We start from the raw sequence: 19,139 nt of genomic DNA, 5'->3' as shown, positions 1-19,139 counted from the left end.
TGCGCTTATTTCACAATAGCCATTGAAAAGCCGTCCCAGCTCTTTGCACCCACCGTCTGTATGGCGGTCGCATCAAGCTGCGGATGCTGACTCATCAACTCAAAAAAGCTACGTAGCCCCTTGATATTAGACCCGCGTGCGTTTTCATCGATTACCTTACCATGACGCACGACATTATCCCCGATAATCACCGTCCCCGGTCGCGACAGCTGTAAACACAGCTCCAAATAACGTGGATTATTCCCCTTATCAGCATCAATAAACACAAAATCAAAGGGTTCACAGCCCTCATCGATTAGACGCTGCAAGGTATCGGCTGCGGGCCCCTCAAGTACCTCGATTTTATCGCTCATTCCCGCAAATGCAATATTGTCACGCGCAATCGCCACATGCTTTGCATCATAATCTAAGGTGATGATTTTACCGTCCTCGGGCAATGCCAAGCCCATCCAAATGGTGCTATAAGCGGCTAAGGTACCAATCTCTAAGACCCGCTTGGCGGCCATCATCTGCACTAAGAGCTTTAATAACTTACCCTGTGTAGGTGACACATGAACAAAAGGGATCGGGTGCTGCTTTGAGCGCTCCAACACCTCCGCCAATAAACTATCTTGGGCAATTAAATGCTGATAAAAATAGGCATCCACCGCCGCTGCCTGCTGCAAATCCACCATGCGCTTCGCATCTGCTGTCATTTACTACTCCGAGAACGAGTTGTTAAGCTTCAAAGGTCCAGTTTAAGGTGGTACCTGCAGCCAATGGCACGAGGGTATCACCATTAACATACGGTAGGTGCGTCGGCACCTCAAAGGCTTGACGCTTTAAGCTAATGGTCTCGGTATTACGTGCTAAACCGTAAAAATCCGCACCATACAGACTGGTGAAGCCCTCTAACTGCTCAAGTTTGCCAGCCATATCAAATGCCTGCGCATAAAGCTCCAGGGCATGCAGCGCTGAATAACAACCCGCACAACCACCACTCTGCTCCTTCAGACCGCGCGCATGGGGCGCACTGTCGGTGCCCATAAAAAAGCGTCCTGAACCGCTAGTCGCCGCTTCTACCAGCGCTTGTCGATGCACCTCACGCTTTAAAACCGGCAGACAGTAATAATGTGGCTGCAAACCATTAGTAAAAATAGCATTGCGGTTATACAGTAGGTGTTGCGGCGTGATCGTGGCGGCTACTGGCCCCTCTGCATCCCGCACATAGTGCGCCCCCTCTTTGGTTGTAATATGCTCAAACACCACCTTTAACTCAGGAAAGCGTTGACGCAAAGGCAGCATCACCCGATCAATAAAGACCGCCTCGCGATCAAATACATCAATCGTCGGATCAGTGACCTCACCGTGCACTAATAATGGCATCCCGAGTTGCTGCATCTGTTCCAACACCGCAGAGCAATTCCCCAACAGATCGGTCACGCCAGCGTCAGAATTGGTAGTGGCGCCGGCTGGGTACAGCTTGACTGCGTAAACTAAGCCAGAAGCCTTAGCCCGAACAATCTCCTCGGCGGCGGTGTTATCTGTCAAATACAGTGTCATCAAGGGCTCAAAGCCTAATAAGGAGGGATCCGCCTGCGCATCTGGGGAGTCTGCTAAGGCCTGCATAATACGCTGATGATAGGCTTGCGCCTGCGCCGTGGTGGTGACCGGTGGTACCAGATTCGGCATAATCACAGCGCGTTTAATCTGCTTAGCGGTGTCTGCCACCACATGAGCCAATGCCTCACCATCTCTTAAGTGCAGATGCCAATCGTCTGGGCGTATAAGGGTGATGTTATCCTCACTAATTTGCATAATACATCCTAATCAAAAACAGTAAAAATCTCGAACTGTGGTTATTTTAGCTTTTTAAGCAAGCTTTTAAAAACATTTGTATAATGAATGCCTTACAATATCACGCTTTATCCATCAGCGCTGGGGCAGCTTTACTTGCCCGAGAAGCCGTACCAGAGCGGTTTAACGAGCAATATCAAGCGACAGTTTAGCCGCCGCTTTAAATCAATGCTTGATTAAGCCCGAGTATCGGCGACAGGTTTCGATACAAGGCAAAGACGCCGGATTTTAACCAGCCCCTCAGCGCACACCTTAGCTCCAAGTAATTAACTTAAATCAGAGAAAACTATGATGCGTATTATGATGAACAGCAAAATCCACCGCGCTGTGGTGACCGAAGCCGACTTAAACTATATCGGCTCCGTGACTATCGATCGCGACATCATGGATGCTGTGGGTCTATTAGCCAATGAAAAAGTCGCCATTGTGAACAATAACAACGGCGCCCGTTTAGAAACCTATGTCATTGAGGGCGAGCGCGGTAGTCGTGTAATTTGCCTTAATGGCGCCGCCGCTCGTTTAGTACAAAAAGGTGATGTCGTGATTATCATGTCTTACGTCTATGTGACTGACGAAGAAGCAAAAAATCACCGCCCTAAAGTGGCCATTATGAATCCTGACAACACCATTCAGGAAATTCTTGACTATGAGGCAGAAGCGACCATCAGGTAGTCCTTTTTCATGGATAATATAGGTAGGTGCTGGTGATTGAGCAAGTCATTTCAGTGCTTTCCTAGTTTTTAACAATTGCTACAGCAATTCAGGCTTTTAACTCTTCATAAAGGATATAAACATATGTTCCCTGAATATCGAGATCTAATCGCTAAGCTTCGCCAAGAAGATGCACACTTTGAAAAGCTATTCGATCAGCATAACGAACTTGATCACAAGATCATTCGCATGGAGCAAAATGCGGCTACGGCCATCCATGCAGACTTAGAAATTGATAAGCTCAAAAAAGAAAAGCTTGTACTTAAGGATCAAATTTACCAACTACTACTTAAGGCCGACGGCAAGCACTAGGTCTTGTATTAATTAAATGTGCATCGCCTATCTACGCTTTCAACCAGAGCAAGAGATTGCATTATTTATAGCGGCTAATCGCGATGAATTTCACCGTCGTCCCACGGCCTATACCGATATCTGGCCAGATCACGATACGATCATTGCCGGTCGCGACTTAGAAGCCGGTGGTACGTGGTTAGGTATGAATCGCCAAGGCGGTGCCGCATTAATTACCAATATTCGCCATCCCATGGCGCTCAAAAGCACCGCGACTAGTCGTGGTGCTTTAGTACTTAATGCCCTGCGACATCATGCGGCAGATCCAGCGCATTGGCACGATGCAGATCCCTTAGCGCAGTGGCTTCAGAAGCAAGGCCCCTTAGACAGCTACAATGGCTTTAATCTGATCTTCGGTGATGCTAAAGCACTTTATTACTTAAGCAATTACGCCCTTATTGCAGCAGATACCTGCTCCCACAAGCAGCATTTACACCCCCTCAAAGCGGGTAGTTACACCCTCTCCAACGCCAATTTATACACCCCATGGCCCAAGACAGAGGCCCTTGGCAAAAGCTTAGCGCAGGTGGATGTATCAGCACTTCGCCCTCATGATTTTCACGAGCCTCAGAGCAGCTTCGTTCGTGATTTTACGGGGGAGGTATTTGCGCGCTTGGCAGATACGCAGCAAGCTGCACCGGAGCGACTACCTCAAACCGGTATTACTAAGGAACTTGAACAACTGCTCAGCAGCCCCTTTATTATCAGCCCAGATTACGGCACCCGTAGCTCAAGCATTGTTTTAATCTTCAAGGATGGTAGCAGCTTTCTGGCTGAACGCAGTTTTGACCCTCAAGCGCACATTATCCAGCAACGTTATTTTTTTCAGCGACAGGGGCAAGTGATTCGCGGTCATTAAAAAAGCAGAGCACCTAGGCTCTGCTTTGTATTATGCGATTAACTCAGCGACGCTTATTCAACCGCATACAAGAACAATTCAACACGACGGTTCATACGACGACCCTCGGCGGTATCATTAGAGGCAATTGGATCATTGGCAGCGCGACCCTCAACCATCATACGCCCTTGAGCTACGCCCTGACTGGCTAAGTAATTCGTCACTGCAGAAGCGCGGTTATTAGATAGTGGCTGGTTAATTGAAACCGAACCCGTGCTATCGGTGTGACCAACGGACTTCACACGCAATTGCTGATGAGTATTCATCTCAGCAGCAACTTGGTTTAAGACAGGATATAAATCCGCCTTAAGATCGTATTTACCGATATCAAAAGTGGCATTTTCAGGGATATACACCTTGAGACTACCGTCAGGCATCTGAGTCGTTGTAATACCTAACTCTTGACCGCCGGCTTTGTTGATATTGCCACGTAGACGATCCCAGTTATAACCAACAATGCCACCTGCTACAGCACCGATACCGGCACCAATACCAGCCGCTTTGGAGCTATCACCGATCAGTGCGCCCAAACCAGCCCCCACGGCAGCACCCACACCAGCACCCGCTGCTGTCTGACCACCTTGAGTGGCACAACCAGCCACTAAGGTCGCTGCTAAAACCATACCACCTAAACGCATTGATTTGATTTTCATCCTATTTCTCCTAGTCTCATATGGTGAAATCCTTGTAACCATAAAATAGCATTACGCAGACTTTTAAATTACCCTTCCGGTAATTGAATTTATTCATATTATCAAAGCTTAAAGCATTCAACCTTAAGTAATTGTAACTATTCCCACAGCGCCTACTTAAAGCCTGTGCGGGCCGCTTTAGAGAGCATCACAAACACCAAAGGCAGCACCGCAAAACTAAGCAATAACGCAGCCGAGGCTGATTGCGTGCCGGCTAAGTCGCCCCGATTAAAACCTGCCATTGCTACAATCATACCGCCCAAGGCCGTACCCAAAGAAACTGCATACAATTGCACCGTGGTAATGGCACTCGAGGTCTGATTCTCCTGCCCCTTATCGGCAGCCATTAAAATACGCGCCAAGATATGCGACCAAGACATGCCCACCCCTAAGCCAATACCAAATAAAGGAATAATTAATAAGCCGACCAAAGACCATTCGCTACTCAGTGCTTGCCACGGCATCAACAAGCCTAAAATGAATAAAGAGCTAGCGGAAAGTAAAGGGCTATAAAACAGTAGCTTATTAACCGTCTGGCTCGACTTAGATGCCGTACTAAGCGTACCTACTGTCCACGCTGCAGACATGGATGCTGCCATATAGCCAGCGAATAAGGGGCGCAGGCCATGAATATTCTCCAAAAAGTACGGGATAAAAACCTCGGTGGTCACCCCCATACTAAGTAACAGCACGCCTGCAAACAACGCCCCTACGGGATGCTTCCAAGAATACAGTGCAGTCGGAAATAAAGGCTTATCCCCTGTTAAGTCACTGCGTGCAATAAAAAACAAAATCAGGCCCACCGCCAATAACACCGTTATTCTAAGTAACCACGAATCGCCTAAACTGCCCAAGGACAGAATAATCACGGAAAGGCTCAACAACAGAATCTTAAGCAAAGGCAACTCGCTTTTTGTATGCGTGTCCATGGCAACCGTTCGCTGGGGCACTTGGCTTAACACCAAGCAAGCTACAACCAAGGCGATTGGCACGGTTGACCAGAGTGCTAGGCGCCAGGCACCGTGCTCGGCAAATAAACCACCGACGGCGGGACCGGTTAGGGTCGACACACCCCACATGGTTGAGATCAATGCCATAGCACGGGACCATAAATGTGCTGCAAAGACCAAGCGCACCGAAGCATAGCTGAGCCCAAGCATCACGCCACCACCCAAGCCTTGGATAGTGCGGCCACACAGCAGAAAAGGCATGCTGGGCGCAAGCGCAGCCAAGATAGAACCCAAGATAAACACAAAAATGCTCAGTAAATAGGCAGAACGTAAACCCAAGCGCTCCATTAGGCGTACGGCTACGGTGGAGCCGATAATCGATGCCGCCACAAATAAGGAGGTATTCCATGCGTAGTAATCAATCCCACCGATATCTCGCACCACCGAAGGCATAATCGTGGTGACGATATAGACATTAATCGCATGCACCGCCACGCCCCCGCAGAGTGCGATCGCTCTTAAACCATTGCGACCACCCAAGAGCTCGGCCCATCCACCCTGTTGTGTAGGGGTCTTTAATTGATTAGGCATAATTCATCCAACATTCTAAATCCATAAAAGATGGGCTATTCTACCAAATTAGGCAGCCTTGGCCGCAGTCAGACATTTACCCTAGGCTTTTGAAAATGTTATGCTTATAAAAATAAAAACAGCCACCAGGAGACAATATGCCCAACGCTGATCAAGCACTGATCCTCACCCGTCGCGAAGAGGACGTGATCACCATTAGCCTAAATCGAGCCCATCAGTTTAATGCCTTATCCGAGGCGCTACTACAGGCTTTAATCGACTACTTAGCACCCTTGCAGGAGGACACGACACTACGTTGCGTGGTGATTGAGGCGCAGGGTCGAGCTTTTTGTGCCGGGCACGATCTTAAGGAGATGCGCAGCAAACCCGATTTAAATTACTACCGTGAGCTTTTTACTCACTGCGGCCAGTTAATGCAACTAATTCGTGCTTTGCCAGTCCCCGTCATTGCTAAGGTACAAGGCATTGCCACCGCTGCCGGTTGTCAATTAGTGGCGGCGTGTGATTTAGCGATAAGTGCGGACACGGCGAAGTTTGCCGTATCAGGGATCAATGTCGGTCTCTTTTGCTCTACCCCGGCGGTGCCATTAAGTCGTAATGTACCAACTAAGCAAGCCTTTGAAATGCTCTTTACCGGACGCTTTATTGATGCCCACAGCGCTCAACGGTGGGGGCTGATTAATGACGTAGTAACACCCGCCGAGCTTGACGCACGGGTACAGAGTTTAGTCAATGATATTGTCGCCAAAAGCAATGCTGCGGTTCGTTATGGCAAACGCATGTTTTATCAGCAACTTGAAATGCCGCTCGCCGAGGCTTATGCCTATGCGAGCGAGGTAATGGCACAAAATATGATGGAGGATGATGTGGCCGAAGGCATTGATGCCTTTATTCAAAAGCGGGCACCGGTATGGAGCTCCTAGTTAAGAGCTAGCCCCTCATGTTACAGCATGCGACGGAGGTGCCAAGTCCTATCTCAAGCAGTAGCGTATGAGTGCTTAATTAACATCACTAATTTATAGTCCAGATGCGTGGCCAGTCTGAAGGTGAGTTGTTCAAAGCTTAATTCACCTAATTGCGGATGATTAAAGCTGCGACTGCCACCCTCTCTGGCTTGCACCGCACGCTGCCCCCAAAACTGAGCAAATTCCCCACTGAGACTGCTAAAGCTGTCGAGAAACTCTCGCACCTCACTCTCTTCCATAAAAGGCGCAATATCAGCACGTAGCTCGGCCACTGAACGCCGCGCCCGTTCCTCCCAATCGACGATAATATGGCGCGCCTGGGGCTCTAAGAAAATAAAACGCAGCAAATTCGCAGCGCTAGCACCCTGACGGCTAGGCCAGTTAGCAAACAGATCGTCTAACTGCGGATTAAAATAAAGAATATTCCAATACCTATCCAGAATATAGGCAGGTGTGCTTATCTGTTGCACCGAATCCGCCAAGGACAATGGCAAACTACCGGCGGAGGCCTTTTCCCGATCCGGATCACTTTGCTCAGCGAGTTGAAATAAATAGGCTCGTTCCACCGGGTTTAAATGCAGCGCATCAGCTAGTGCCGACCAAACCTCAGCCGACACTCTCAAGTCACGACCCTGCTCAATCCAGGTGTACCATGTCACACTGATGCCGCTTAATTGAGCCACCTCCTCACGCCGTAGTCCCGGCGTGCGACGGCGTCCATAATTGGGTAGCCCCGCCATACCGGGAGTCACCTTAGCTCGCGCCTGACGCAGAAAATCGCCTAATTCCTTTTGTTTGAGTGAACCAAAACGCGCCATGTTACCCCCCTTATCGATTAAAGCTAAACTCTACTCAAGCACGCTGCTAAGCTGACGTTTTGCTTGTCCAAGAGAGATATTGCAACGTTCAGCATAATCATGCAACTGATCATCACCAATGGTGCCCACATTAAAGTATGAAGACTCGGGGTGACTAAAATAAAAACCGGACACACTAGAAGCTGGAATCATCGCATAACTCTCAGTGAGTTGCATACCGATATGCTCAGGCGCCAGCACCTCAAACATTGCCGCTTTGACCGTATGCTCAGGACAGGCTGGATAGCCGGGCGCTGGCCGTATGCCTTGATACTTCTCATCAATCAAGGCTTGATTATCTAAGTGCTCATCCGGCACATAGCCCCAGAGATCGGTACGTACACGATGGTGTAAGGCCTCCGCCAAGCCCTCGGCAAAGCGATCGGCTAGCGCCTTAATCATAATCGATGAATAATCATCGCCCTCGGCCTCAAACCGTGCAACATGCTTTTCAATACCCAAACCACCGGTAACGGCAAACATGCCAATATAGTCTTGGACACCGCTCGCCTTAGGGGCAATATAATCCGCTAAGCATTTATTAGCGATACCAGTACGCTTTTTGCCTTGAGAACGTAGATTGCGCCAAGTCAGTAGTACCTCAGAACGAGACTCATCCGTATACAGCTCAATATCGTCATCATTAATCGAATTGGCAGGATAAAAGCCTACCACGCCACTGGCGGTCAACCAGCGACCGTCAATGATTTTTTTAAGCATGACTTGGGCATTTGCAAATAGCTCTTGCGCCTCTTTGCCCACGACCTCATCCTCTAGAATGGCTGGGTACTTACCGAAAAGCCCCCACGAATTAAAGAACGGTCCCCAGTCAAAATACTTTACAATCTCCGCCAAATCAAAATTCACGATCTCACGACGGCCAATAAACTTCGGCTTGGGTGGGGTGTAATTGCTCCAATCGATGGCAACCCGATTCGCCCGCGCTTCTTCAATGGAAATCATAGGATTGGCCTTGCGATTCGCATGACGCTGACGCACCTGCTCATATTCCTGGTCGAGTTTTTCGACAAAGCTATCCACATCATCCGACACGAGGGCCGTACAAACACCCACCGAACGGCTGGCATCCGGCACATAGATCACTGGTCCCTCATAATTCGGGGCGATTTTAACTGCGGTATGTACACGGCTCGTGGTAGCACCGCCAATCATTAAAGGAATTTTGCGCTCCGTAAAATAAGGGTCGCGTTGCATTTCCGCCGCCACAAACTGCATTTCCTCAAGACTGGGGGTGATCAGACCGGACAGACCAACAATATCTGCATTGACCTCTTTGGCCTTATTAAGAATATCGGCAGCGGGTACCATCACGCCCATATTCACCACGTCGAAGTTATTACACTGCAGTACCACGTCCACAATATTTTTACCAATATCGTGTACATCGCCCTTGACCGTAGCAATTACAATTTTACCCTTGGCGCGTACATCACCTCCGGCCGCTTCAATCTGGCGCTTTTCCTCCTCAATAAAAGGTACCAAATGCGCCACTGCTTCCTTCATCACACGGGCTGACTTGACCACCTGTGGTAGGAACATTTTACCGTCGCCGAACAAATCACCCACAATATTCATCCCGTCCATTAACGGCCCTTCGATCACCTCAATCGGACGACCGCCGGCATTGGTAATTTCCTGACGAACTTCTTCTGTGTCTTCAACAATATAGGTTGTGATGCCATGAACCATGGCGTGAATCAGGCGCTGACGCACTGGCGCTTCACGCCAACTCAGATCCTCCTCTTTACGCACGACGTTGCCGCGCACGCTTTCTGCATGCTCCACCAGACGTTCAGTATTAGTTCGGGTATCATGCGGATCGGTTTTACCTACCGGCTCACTGCGATTAAAAATCACATCCTCAACCAAATCACGGGTGAGCTGATCCAAATCGGCATACACGCCCAACATACCGGCGTTAACAATGCCCATGGTCAATCCCTCACGAATGGCATAATATAAAAAGACGGTATGAATGGCTTCACGCATCACTTCATTACCACGGAACGAGAAACTGACATTGGAAATACCACCGGAAATACGTGCATGCGGCAGATTCTCATGAATCCACTTCACCCCTTCGATAAAGTCCATGGCGTAGCGATTATGCTCTTCCAGCCCGGTGGCAATGGCAAAGACATTGGGGTCGAAAATAATATCTTCCGGTGCAAAACCGACTTCATCAACCAGGATCCGATAGGCTCTTTCGCAAATCTCGATACGCCGTTGCAGATTATCGGCCTGACCCTGCTCATCAAATGCCATCACTACCACGGCAGCACCATAGCGCATACATAATTTTGCATGCGCTTTAAACTCCTCCACCCCCTCTTTCATGGAGATCGAGTTAACGACCGCTTTGCCTTGAATACACTTCAGGCCGGCCTCAATCACCTCCCACTTGGAAGAATCGATCATAATCGGCACCCGTGAAATATCTGGCTCCGAAGCGATGAGATTCAGAAAACGCACCATGCATTGCTTAGCATCTAGCATGGCCTCGTCCATATTAATATCAATAATCTGCGCCCCATTTTCCACCTGCTGGCGCGCCACCGCTAAGGCTTCGTCGTATTTCTCCTCGCGAATCAAGCGTAAAAAAGCCTTAGAGCCAGTTACGTTAGTCCGCTCCCCGACGTTGACAAATAAGCTGTCTTCATCAATATTTAAGGGCTCCAAACCGGACAAACGCGTCTTAATTGGAATGTCGGGCACCTTGCGTGCCGGCACACCACGTACTTGCTCCCGAATGGCAGTAATATGCTCAGGCGTGGTACCGCAACAGCCGCCAACCACGTTAACAAAGCCCGCCTCTGCAAACTCCCTAAGTAAGGAGGAGGTCACATCGGGCGTCTCGTCAAAACCGGTTTCAGACATGGGGTTTGGTAGACCGGCATTAGGATAAACACAGATATAGGTACCGCAGATCTTAGCCAGCTCCGCCACATAAGGTCGCATCAAGGCGGCGCCTAAGGCACAGTTTAAGCCGATGGTCAGCGGTCGCGCATGGCGCACGGAGTTCCAGAAGGCCTCAACCGTTTGACCGGAAAGAATACGACCAGACGCATCGGTCACCGTACCGGAAATCATCACAGGCAAGCGCACACCACGTTCTTCAAACACCGTCTCAACCGCAAAAATAGCGGCTTTGGCATTCAGCGTATCGAAAATTGTTTCTAATAAAACAATATCAATTCCGCCATCAAGTAAGCCATGGAGCTGCTCCGTATAGGCATCTCTTAATTGGTCGAAGGTGATATTACGCGCACCGGGGTCATTCACATCGGGGGAAATGGAAGCAGTCTTAGGCTGCGGTCCTAAGGCGCCCGCCACAAAACGGGGTTGCTCTGGGGTGCTGTATTTCAACACGGCGGCCTTGGCCAACTCAGCCGAGGCCTTATTCAACTCATAAGCAATCTCTGGCAAATCATAATCACCCTGCGCCACGCGCGTCGCACCAAAGGTATTGGTACTGATAATATCTGCGCCAGCCGCTAAATACTGCTCATGAATGGCAGCGATAATATCTGGACGCACCAGAGAAAGTAGCTCGTTATTACCCTTTACATCCTTATGATGATCGGCAAAACGCTCGCCCCGAAAATCCTGCTCACCCAGTTTGTAGGTCTGAATCATCGTTCCCATCGCCCCATCCAGCAGCAAAATATCATCGCCGCTGAGACGACGGACAAACTCCGCCCCATGTGTATAAGAATCGATTGGATAAGGCAAGGTTGGATAAGACACGACAAACCCTTTAAAACAAAGAAAAATAAAGTCTTATATTATACGTCAGCCCGCTTCACTAAACACGGCCTAGACTTCGTCTCACACACTTGATGCTAAAGGCACGGCGCTTTAAAAGCAGTTTGGGCTGGTGTGAGCTGATAACATTTTGTTGCTTTTAAACACCACTTATTAGGCGAAAGCCCCTAATTATGAGCCCTCGCCTAATAAAAAAATGAATTTTTGTTACAATACTTGCAGGATTGATGGGTGCTTACGGCTAAATAGAACACCATTCTGTCGCTGCGTAAGTTAAATGGGAAACAGGCTGCTCATACTCCACCCACTCCTTTAGGAACTGAGCAAAACTGTGCTGCCCCCGCAACGGTAATGATTAATTTGTCTCCTATCTAATTTTTCAAGCCCGATACCAGCCCGCAATCTACCTGGTTTTTTATCATTATGTGCGGGGTCGCACATTCACAGGATTGTTCATGTTTAAAGTCTCCTCCTTGACGACAGCCTTGGCTGTCGCTTATGTATTTACATCTACTGCAACAGCACAAAGCACCGACACTCAAAATACGCAGCCGGAAATTCAACCATTACCACCGCTGGTAGTTATTGCTTCTCGTAGTGCCCAAACCATCGATCGTGCCATTGGTGATATCTCAGTGATTGACGGCGTGCAACTACGTCAATCAACTGACGCTACGATTTTGCGCACGCTAGCACGCCAACCCGGCATCCAAATGTACGATAGTGGCGGTCCGCAGACTACATCAGGTATTTCCATGCGCGGTGCATGGGGTGATCAAAACTTGATTATGCTAAACGGTATCCGCATCAATAATCCGGTGAGCGGTAACAGTATCCCATGGGGCACCCTCAATCCTCGTGCCTTTGAGCGGGTTGAGATGGTTCGTGGTTCTGCCAGCAGTTTATGGGGCTCAAGTGCCATGGGCGGAGTGGTTAATTTAGTGACCGAAGTGGCTCCTGGTGAGATCCGCGACTTTAGCCCCTATGCAGATATTGGCTTTGGCAGCCAGGGTACGGCCCGCAGTGGCGCTGGCTTCTCAGGCGCTGATGGCACCTTTGATTACAGCCTCAATGCGCTTTATGCCAGATCCGATGGTTATAATGCCACCACCAAAGACAATGTCTTTAGCTATCATCCAGACGATGACGGTTATCAGCAACATAGCCTAAGTGGCAGCTTCGGTTGGACCTGGGCGCCTGAACAACGCATTGGTGTGCACTTTTTTAATAGTTATTTAAATGGGGATTATGATGCGGGTCAATTTGATCCCGTCGGTGCCCATGTCAAACAGCGTCAGCAGGTTTACGGTGTTAGCAACAGCAATAAAATCACCGATTGGTGGCAGAGCACCTTGCGCTATGGCTTTGTGAAAACCTCCATGTTTAACAACGGTCCTTTCGGTGACTCAAATAATCGCAACTATCAAAATAGTTTTAGCTGGCAGCATGACTTCAGCCTCACGCCGGATCAAATCATCTCCGTGTTTTATGAAGGCTACAAAGAGCGCATTGCTTCTTCAAGCCAATTTGATAAAAACAAACGCAACACCAATTCCTTTGGTGCGATTTACCAAGGCCATTTTATGGATCGTCATCATGTGCAAGCAAGCATCCGAAACGATCGCTACACAGATTATGGCGCTCGCACGACCGGTAGCTTAGCGTATGACCTGGATATCACAGAGGAAGTCACTGTGGGGGTGGCGGCAAATACTGGTTTTAGAATGCCAAGCTTTTATGATCTCTATGCACCACTTGAATGGGGCTTTAAGGGCAACCCCGAGCTAAAACCTGAAAAATCGCGTAATCTCGAAGCCCATATTAGCTTTGAAAATGAGACTAGCTCAGCCAGTTTACGTGCTTTTCATAGTAAGTACCGTGACTTGATCAATCCCTATGACCTTAGCATGTTCCCAGCTTCTACCAGTAACACGGAAAAAGCAAGCATTCGTGGTATCAGCCTAAATGCCTCCCACGATTTTGGCACTACGCTAATTTACGCAGGTGCAGACTTCTTGGATCACAAGGATGACAGCACTAAAAAGCGTTTATTACGTCGGGCGCGTCAAGTCTATCGTGCTGGTGTAGTACAACGTTATGAACGCTTTGAGTTAGGCGCTGAGTTTATGCACATCGGCTCACGCTTTGATGATAAGGACAACACACCTGAAAAGCGTTTAGGCGGTTATGGCATTGTGAATTTATCTGCCAAAGCGCAACTGAGCAAGGAATTCTCGGCACAACTTCATTGGAATAATGTGTTCGATAAAAAATATGCGCCAAGTCACGGCTATCGCGGCCAAGGCAGCAATGTCTTTGTCAACCTAAGTTGGCAGCCCAAGCAATAATTGTTCCTTAGTTCCTTCAAAAGCTGCTTTAAGTGGGAGTAAAATCTAAGCTTCCCATAAGCAGCTTTTTTAGTTTATCCAATGCAGATAAAACAATGGCTTTGCTTAATTACTTTAAGCTTAAATTTACTCTTTCTCACCACCAAGGCGTGGGCGCTTGAACAGTCGCCTCCACGGCTAATTAGCTTGGCACCACATCTGACCGAGATGGTGTATGATTTAGAGCTGCAACAGCAATTAGTTGCGGTGGATGCGTATAGCAACTACCCAGCAGCAGCTAAAAAGCTACCCCGCATTGGCTCTGGCTTGGAGCCCAATCAAGAGCTACTGCTACGCTATGGTGCGGATATTTTATTAAGCTACTCAAGCTCAGTCAGCATTGAAAAAATCGCCCGCAAGCTCGGCATGAGACTATGGATTTCTCAGCCACAGAGCGTGCCGGCACTTTTTGCTGATTGGCGTCAACTGCTAGCCCTAGCACAAACGGATCCCCAAAAAGCAGCGCTCATCGAAGATAAAATTCAACAGGTCGAAATGGCTTGGCATGAGATGACCGCCACGTACGCAAGTCGTCAAGGCAAAAGTGTATTTTTTCTGATTGCTGAGCAACCCCTCTACAGTATCAGCGATCAGAGCTTTCTTAGCGCAGCGCTTAAAGGCTGTCAGGCTGAGAATATCTTTGCTGAGCTCAAGCAAAGCAGTTTTTTAGTCGATCCGGAAGCACTCTTAGTCAAGCGGCCAGAATTTATAATCCACGGCTATCGCAGCGATCAAGCCAATGGCAAACAACTCGCCCAAGCTGCTGTCTTAGCTCGCCTGCAAAAGCTTGGTCTCACTGTGCAAGCCGAGCAGCTAATTAGCGTTGATGTGGATATTTTGCACCGCCCAAGCTTGCGCTTTATCCATACCTTGCCAAGCATCTGTGCTGCGCTTCACAAAGCCACACACTAAACCCCTAAATCCAACGCCCGCTGTATTGCCTTAGCCGCTGTCACCCCATCAGCCATCGCCGTGACCACACAAGGATGCTGCCTTCGTGTGACCTCGCCAATAGCATACAGAGAGGGCACCGCCGTTTGTGCCGTACGAAAATCCACCTCAATGTAGCCTTTATCATCAAGGTCAATGGGTAGCCCCTTGAGCCACTGGGCTTGAGGCTCATAGCCATAAAATACCAAAACCACATCATAAAACTGCTGAGCGACTTTTTTCTGTTGTGGATCAAAGTCATAGTCTCCCACGCTTATTTGCTCAGCCTTTAAACGCGTTAACCAATGGCTTTGTCCACGCAAGGTTCTGGCATACACATGTACTGAGGCTGCGCCACGGTTTAGGGCAAAGACCGCATTTTCTAAGGCATTGTCCCCACCCCCTAATACCGCAACGCGCTTCGCTTTAAAATCGTAATTATTTAAGCGCGCGCCTGCGCCAATCAACACATCATCAAATGACTGACCAACACATTCTGCGGGCACTTTATAATCCACACCAGTAGCAACCACCAGCTTTTTAGCCCTAACATATACTTGCTGCTGAGTTGGCGCAACGACTTGTAGCCTAAAGCCCTCCGCCTTAGACTCAACCGACTGCACCTGATGCTGCAACTGCACCTCAATCTCGGCTGCGGCTAAACTACGCACTAAATTAGCTGCAACCTCCTTACCGCTAAGCCCTGGTGCGGTAGGATTCCACTCATCCATAAAGGGATTACGCGCACACATACCACCAATCTGCTGTGTCGCCTCTAACAACAACACCGAATAGCCCATGCGTTTAAGCCAAACAGCACAGGTAACACCGGCCACACCTGCGCCGACAATGATTGAATCATAAGCAGTCGCTTCCGTAGCAATCGTCTCTGTTCTCATTGTCATAAATCCTTTTCAAACAAGCATTTCTCCGTCCAAGAGACTAAAATATAGCCTAATCACATTGAATCGATACTATGAATACCATTACCATCTTTTTTAAGCGCCTTGCGATTGAGGCGCGCATCGGTGTGTTACCGCGTGAGCTGAAAAACACACAACGCATTTATGTAGACGTTGAGATCAGCGTCCAACCCACACAAGATGTTAACGATCTTGATATTAAGACTGTGCTTGATTATAGACAGCTTCGTCAAGCCATTATTGAAGAATGCACACGCAAGCACGTCCATCTGGTGGAGGCGCTAGGGCAAATGATTACCACTCGCTTACTCAATGACTTTAGCGAAGTGGTGGCGGTTAAACTGCGCATCAGCAAGCCCTCAGCCTTTGATGATTGTGATGCCGTGGGCATTGAGTTTAATGTAAGCCGCTAAGCCACTATAAGTCTATGAGTATAAACCAAGCTACTTCTACCGTAAATGAGCATGAGTCCGAGCTATCGGAGCGCCAACGTCAGCGTAATAACAAGCTGACTAAAAAAATCATTCGTGAAACAGCCACAGCCATCACCGATTACAACATGATCGAAGACGGTGATAAGGTCATGGTCTGCCTATCCGGCGGCAAGGACTCCTATACCCTACTGGAAGTGCTGCGCACCCTACAAAAGCGTGCGCCAATACGCTTTGAATTGCTAGCGGTCAATCTGGACCAAAAGCAACCAGGCTTTCCAGCGCATGTGCTACCGACGTATTTAAGCAGTATCGGTGTACCCTTTCATATTGAAAATCAGGATACTTATTCCATTGTAAAGCGTGTGATCCCCGAGGGTAAAACCACCTGTTCATTATGCTCACGCTTGCGCCGAGGCATTTTATATCGCGTTGCTGAGGAGTTCGGCTGCAATAAAATCGCCCTAGGTCACCATCGGGATGATATTTTAGCGACCTTTTTCTTAAACCTATTTTACGCGGCAAAGCTCAAGTCCATGCCACCTAAGTTGGTCTCGGATAATGGCAAGCATACCGTTATTAGACCCCTGGCTTATGTCGCTGAGAGCGATATTATTAAATTTGCCGAGTTGCAGAATTTTCCGATTATCCCGTGCAATCTCTGCGGTTCTCAGGAAAATCTCAAGCGGCAGGAAATTAATCGCATGATTCGCCAATGGGAAAAGGAAAGTCCTAAAAAGGTCTGGAATACCTATAAAGCCTTAGCCAATATCGTACCGTCGCATCTGATGGACCGGGAGCTGTTTGACTTTGTCAATTTACGCCCTGATTTTCAAGATAATCCAGAGGGTGATACCGCCTTTGATAGCGAGCCTTTTCCCGACTTAGAAGAGAATCCAACGAAGCAACAACATATTGTTCAACTTATTAGAAAAAGCAATGCCTAAACAAATCAGTGATAGCAACTTGGGGCAAACAACACAGTACCCCAATCAATACGATCCAAGCCTACTCTTTCCCATTGCCCGTGTCGTCACACGTGAGGATTCGCGCGCCGCAAACACGCCTAACTGGATTGGCGCTGATCTTTGGACTGCCTTTGAAATCTCCTGGTTAGACAGTAGAGGTAAACCAGTGGTAGCTATCGCCTCTTTTGATTTTGCAGTGTCCAACCCATACCTGATTGAATCTAAATCCTTTAAGCTTTATCTAAATTCCTTTAATCAGAGCAAATTCGATGCCCCCGAACAAGTGATCGAGCGCATGACGAAGGACCTCAGCCAAGCGGCCGGTGGCAAAGTCACGATTCAACTACTGTCCCCTCAGTCGTGGCAAGACGCGCAAATCATCGAACCACTCGGTGATTGTGTCGATGACTTAGCGATAAGCATTGATTGTTATGACGCCAATCCGGCCTTACTACAGCTACTCGATAGCGAGACAGACGCAGAAGCGGAACAAGCCGAACAAGCAGGCATCCTGTATTCGAACTTATTAAAGTCCAACTGCCCTGTCACCAATCAACCCGACTGGGGCACAGTGATCATTGCCTATCAAGGGCAGACTATCGATCCGGCGGCGTTTTTACGCTATATCGTCTCCTATCGACAGCATAACGGCTTTCATGAGCTCTGCGTCGAAGAGATTTACTGCGATTTAATGAAGTATTGCGCGCCGGAAGCTTTATTTGTTATGGCCCGCTATACACGGCGGGGCGGTTTGGATATTAATCCTTGGCGTGCGAGTAGCCAAGCCATTATCAAAGGAATGGAGCAACTATTGACCCCCTTTAATCGCCTAGCAAGGCAATAAAAACAAGCGCTTTTATCCTTGTATTTCAGGCGCTTAGCACCATCTACTAGACTAGATCAAAGCTAACCACTTACATTTATCAGGATGAGTCAATGTCTAAAATCACTAAATCACGCACGATAGAAGAAATCTTTCGCGGTCAACAGACAAGCGATGGCGCTGGAGTAAAGCTCACCCGTTTATTAAGCAGCAATTTACAACGTCGTCTGGATCCCTTTCTCATGCTGGACTGCTTTGGCAGTGACAATCCCGATGATTATATCGCTGGCTTCCCTAACCACCCTCACCGCGGCTTTGAGACCGTTACCTATATGATCGAGGGTCGTATGTTACATCGTGACAGCCAAGGTAATGAAGGGCTGTTAGAAAATGGCGGTGTCCAATGGATGACCGCCGGTCGTGGCCTAATTCACTCCGAAATCCCTCAGCAGGAAAACGGGCTGATGCGTGGTTTCCAACTGTGGCTAAATCTGCCAGCTAAAGACAAGCTAATTGAGCCCTGGTACAAGGATTTCCAACAGCCGGAACTGCCAAGCTATGGCAGCGAAGCTGAAGGGCTAAAGGTCACGGTGATTGCCGGTCAAAGCCACGGCGTGCGAGGAGCCGTACAACGTGAACACACGGAGCCCCTATATCTCGATGTTATGCTAGCTGCCGGTAAGCGCTTTGAAGCGGCGATCCCGGCAAGGCATAATGCCTTTATCGTGGTATACGACGGTCGAGTAGAGGTCGCAGGCACGGAAGTTGCAGCGACGCAACTAGCTTTATTAAATAATGATCCAGAAGCTGACGGGGTCAGCCTCACGGCCAGCGAAGACAGCCGCGTGCTAATTATTGCAGGTAAGCCGCTAAATGAGCCAATCTTTCAACATGGCCCCTTTGTGATGAATACGAGAGAGGAAATCATCCAAGCTTTTCAGGACTATCAGGCAGGCTTATTTGCCTAAACTGTGTGAAAGCGAATTAAAGGTGTTGAGATACACAAAGTGAGACCTTTGCAATAACCCCTCAAATTTCCT

Annotated in this window: 17 protein-coding genes and 1 riboswitch; of the genes, 10 read left to right on the top strand and 7 right to left on the bottom strand. The window is 48.5% G+C overall.

Annotated features, from left to right (window positions below):
* Window positions 1–5: 5 nt before the first annotated feature.
* Together HMPREF3144_RS07945 and pyrC are read right to left on the bottom strand one after the other, a co-directional pair.
* Entirely contained in the window at window positions 6–695 is a 690-nt protein-coding gene (locus HMPREF3144_RS07945) for an O-methyltransferase (RefSeq protein ID WP_018026527.1), read from the bottom strand.
* 22 nt (window positions 696–717) lie between these two features.
* Window positions 718–1,797, bottom strand: a complete 1,080-nt coding sequence (pyrC, locus tag HMPREF3144_RS07940) for a dihydroorotase (protein WP_036557326.1) — start codon at window positions 1,795–1,797, stop codon at window positions 718–720.
* Between the two features lie 327 nt (window positions 1,798–2,124).
* Here pyrC and panD point away from each other — a divergent pair, with 327 nt between their 5' ends.
* The 3 genes from panD (at window position 2,125) to HMPREF3144_RS07925 (ending at window position 3,757) form a co-directional block, all read left to right on the top strand.
* On the top strand, window positions 2,125–2,508 hold the full coding sequence (gene panD / locus HMPREF3144_RS07935) for an aspartate 1-decarboxylase (protein ID WP_018026525.1): 384 nt from the start codon (window positions 2,125–2,127) through the stop codon (window positions 2,506–2,508).
* A 123-nt stretch (window positions 2,509–2,631) separates the two neighbouring features.
* Window positions 2,632–2,859: an HP1242/YdcH family protein gene (locus HMPREF3144_RS07930; protein WP_018026524.1), complete on the top strand. Its 228-nt coding sequence runs from the start codon at window positions 2,632–2,634 to the stop codon at window positions 2,857–2,859.
* Window positions 2,860–2,875: 16 nt separating this feature from the next.
* On the top strand, window positions 2,876–3,757 hold the full coding sequence (locus HMPREF3144_RS07925; RefSeq protein ID WP_070477333.1) for an NRDE family protein: 882 nt from the start codon (window positions 2,876–2,878) through the stop codon (window positions 3,755–3,757).
* Window positions 3,758–3,810: 53 nt separating this feature from the next.
* On the opposite strand, the gene HMPREF3144_RS07920 is transcribed toward HMPREF3144_RS07925, so the two are convergent.
* Window positions 3,811–4,449 (bottom strand): YiaD family glycine zipper/OmpA-like lipoprotein, encoded by a 639-nt coding sequence (locus tag HMPREF3144_RS07920; protein WP_036557321.1) that lies wholly within the window; start codon window positions 4,447–4,449, stop codon window positions 3,811–3,813.
* 152 nt (window positions 4,450–4,601) lie between these two features.
* Window positions 4,602–6,029: an MFS transporter gene (locus tag HMPREF3144_RS07915; protein WP_070469867.1), complete on the bottom strand. Its 1,428-nt coding sequence runs from the start codon at window positions 6,027–6,029 to the stop codon at window positions 4,602–4,604.
* A gap of 137 nt (window positions 6,030–6,166) precedes the next feature.
* Here HMPREF3144_RS07915 and HMPREF3144_RS07910 point away from each other — a divergent pair, with 137 nt between their 5' ends.
* The gene (locus tag HMPREF3144_RS07910; protein ID WP_070477331.1) at window positions 6,167–6,952 is read left to right on the top strand and encodes an enoyl-CoA hydratase; all 786 of its coding nucleotides are present in this window, start codon (window positions 6,167–6,169) and stop codon (window positions 6,950–6,952) included.
* Between the two features lie 53 nt (window positions 6,953–7,005).
* Here the strand turns inward: HMPREF3144_RS07910 and HMPREF3144_RS07905 are convergent, their stop codons facing one another.
* Window positions 7,006–7,812, bottom strand: a complete 807-nt coding sequence (locus HMPREF3144_RS07905) for a helix-turn-helix transcriptional regulator (RefSeq protein ID WP_081941461.1) — start codon at window positions 7,810–7,812, stop codon at window positions 7,006–7,008.
* Window positions 7,813–7,842: 30 nt separating this feature from the next.
* Complete coding sequence (metH, locus tag HMPREF3144_RS07900) at window positions 7,843–11,619, bottom strand: methionine synthase (protein ID WP_070477329.1); 3,777 nt, start codon at window positions 11,617–11,619, stop codon at window positions 7,843–7,845.
* Between the two features lie 230 nt (window positions 11,620–11,849).
* Window positions 11,850–12,052, top strand: a riboswitch (cobalamin riboswitch).
* 40 nt (window positions 12,053–12,092) lie between these two features.
* Here metH and HMPREF3144_RS07895 point away from each other — a divergent pair.
* Both HMPREF3144_RS07895 and HMPREF3144_RS07890 read left to right on the top strand, forming a co-directional pair.
* Complete coding sequence (locus HMPREF3144_RS07895; RefSeq protein WP_070477327.1) at window positions 12,093–13,985, top strand: TonB-dependent receptor plug domain-containing protein; 1,893 nt, start codon at window positions 12,093–12,095, stop codon at window positions 13,983–13,985.
* A gap of 81 nt (window positions 13,986–14,066) precedes the next feature.
* Complete coding sequence (locus tag HMPREF3144_RS07890) at window positions 14,067–14,936, top strand: ABC transporter substrate-binding protein (protein ID WP_070477325.1); 870 nt, start codon at window positions 14,067–14,069, stop codon at window positions 14,934–14,936.
* Here HMPREF3144_RS07890 and HMPREF3144_RS07885 read toward each other — a convergent pair.
* Complete coding sequence (locus HMPREF3144_RS07885; RefSeq protein ID WP_070477323.1) at window positions 14,933–15,853, bottom strand: NAD(P)/FAD-dependent oxidoreductase; 921 nt, start codon at window positions 15,851–15,853, stop codon at window positions 14,933–14,935. The genes HMPREF3144_RS07890 and HMPREF3144_RS07885 overlap by 4 nt on opposite strands.
* 77 nt (window positions 15,854–15,930) lie before the next feature.
* On the opposite strand from HMPREF3144_RS07885, the gene folB reads away from it, so the two are divergent.
* The 4 genes from folB (at window position 15,931) to HMPREF3144_RS07865 (ending at window position 19,067) form a co-directional block, all read left to right on the top strand.
* On the top strand, window positions 15,931–16,290 hold the full coding sequence (gene folB, locus HMPREF3144_RS07880) for a dihydroneopterin aldolase (RefSeq protein WP_018026514.1): 360 nt from the start codon (window positions 15,931–15,933) through the stop codon (window positions 16,288–16,290).
* Between the two features lie 14 nt (window positions 16,291–16,304).
* Window positions 16,305–17,255, top strand: a complete 951-nt coding sequence (gene ttcA, locus HMPREF3144_RS07875; RefSeq protein ID WP_083290424.1) for a tRNA 2-thiocytidine(32) synthetase TtcA — start codon at window positions 16,305–16,307, stop codon at window positions 17,253–17,255.
* Window positions 17,248–18,120, top strand: a complete 873-nt coding sequence (gene queF, locus HMPREF3144_RS07870) for an NADPH-dependent 7-cyano-7-deazaguanine reductase QueF (RefSeq protein ID WP_070477321.1) — start codon at window positions 17,248–17,250, stop codon at window positions 18,118–18,120. The genes ttcA and queF overlap by 8 nt, the downstream gene beginning before the upstream one ends.
* A gap of 92 nt (window positions 18,121–18,212) precedes the next feature.
* Complete coding sequence (locus tag HMPREF3144_RS07865; protein WP_018026511.1) at window positions 18,213–19,067, top strand: pirin family protein; 855 nt, start codon at window positions 18,213–18,215, stop codon at window positions 19,065–19,067.
* Window positions 19,068–19,139: the final 72 nt, after the last annotated feature.

Origin of the sequence: Oligella sp. HMSC05A10 (genome assembly GCF_001808335.1) — a bacterium.
Classification (GTDB): Bacteria; Pseudomonadota; Gammaproteobacteria; order Burkholderiales; family Burkholderiaceae_B; genus Oligella; species Oligella urethralis.
Note: the sequence above shows the minus strand (reverse complement) of the source record. Positions and strands in the feature narration are given on the sequence as shown.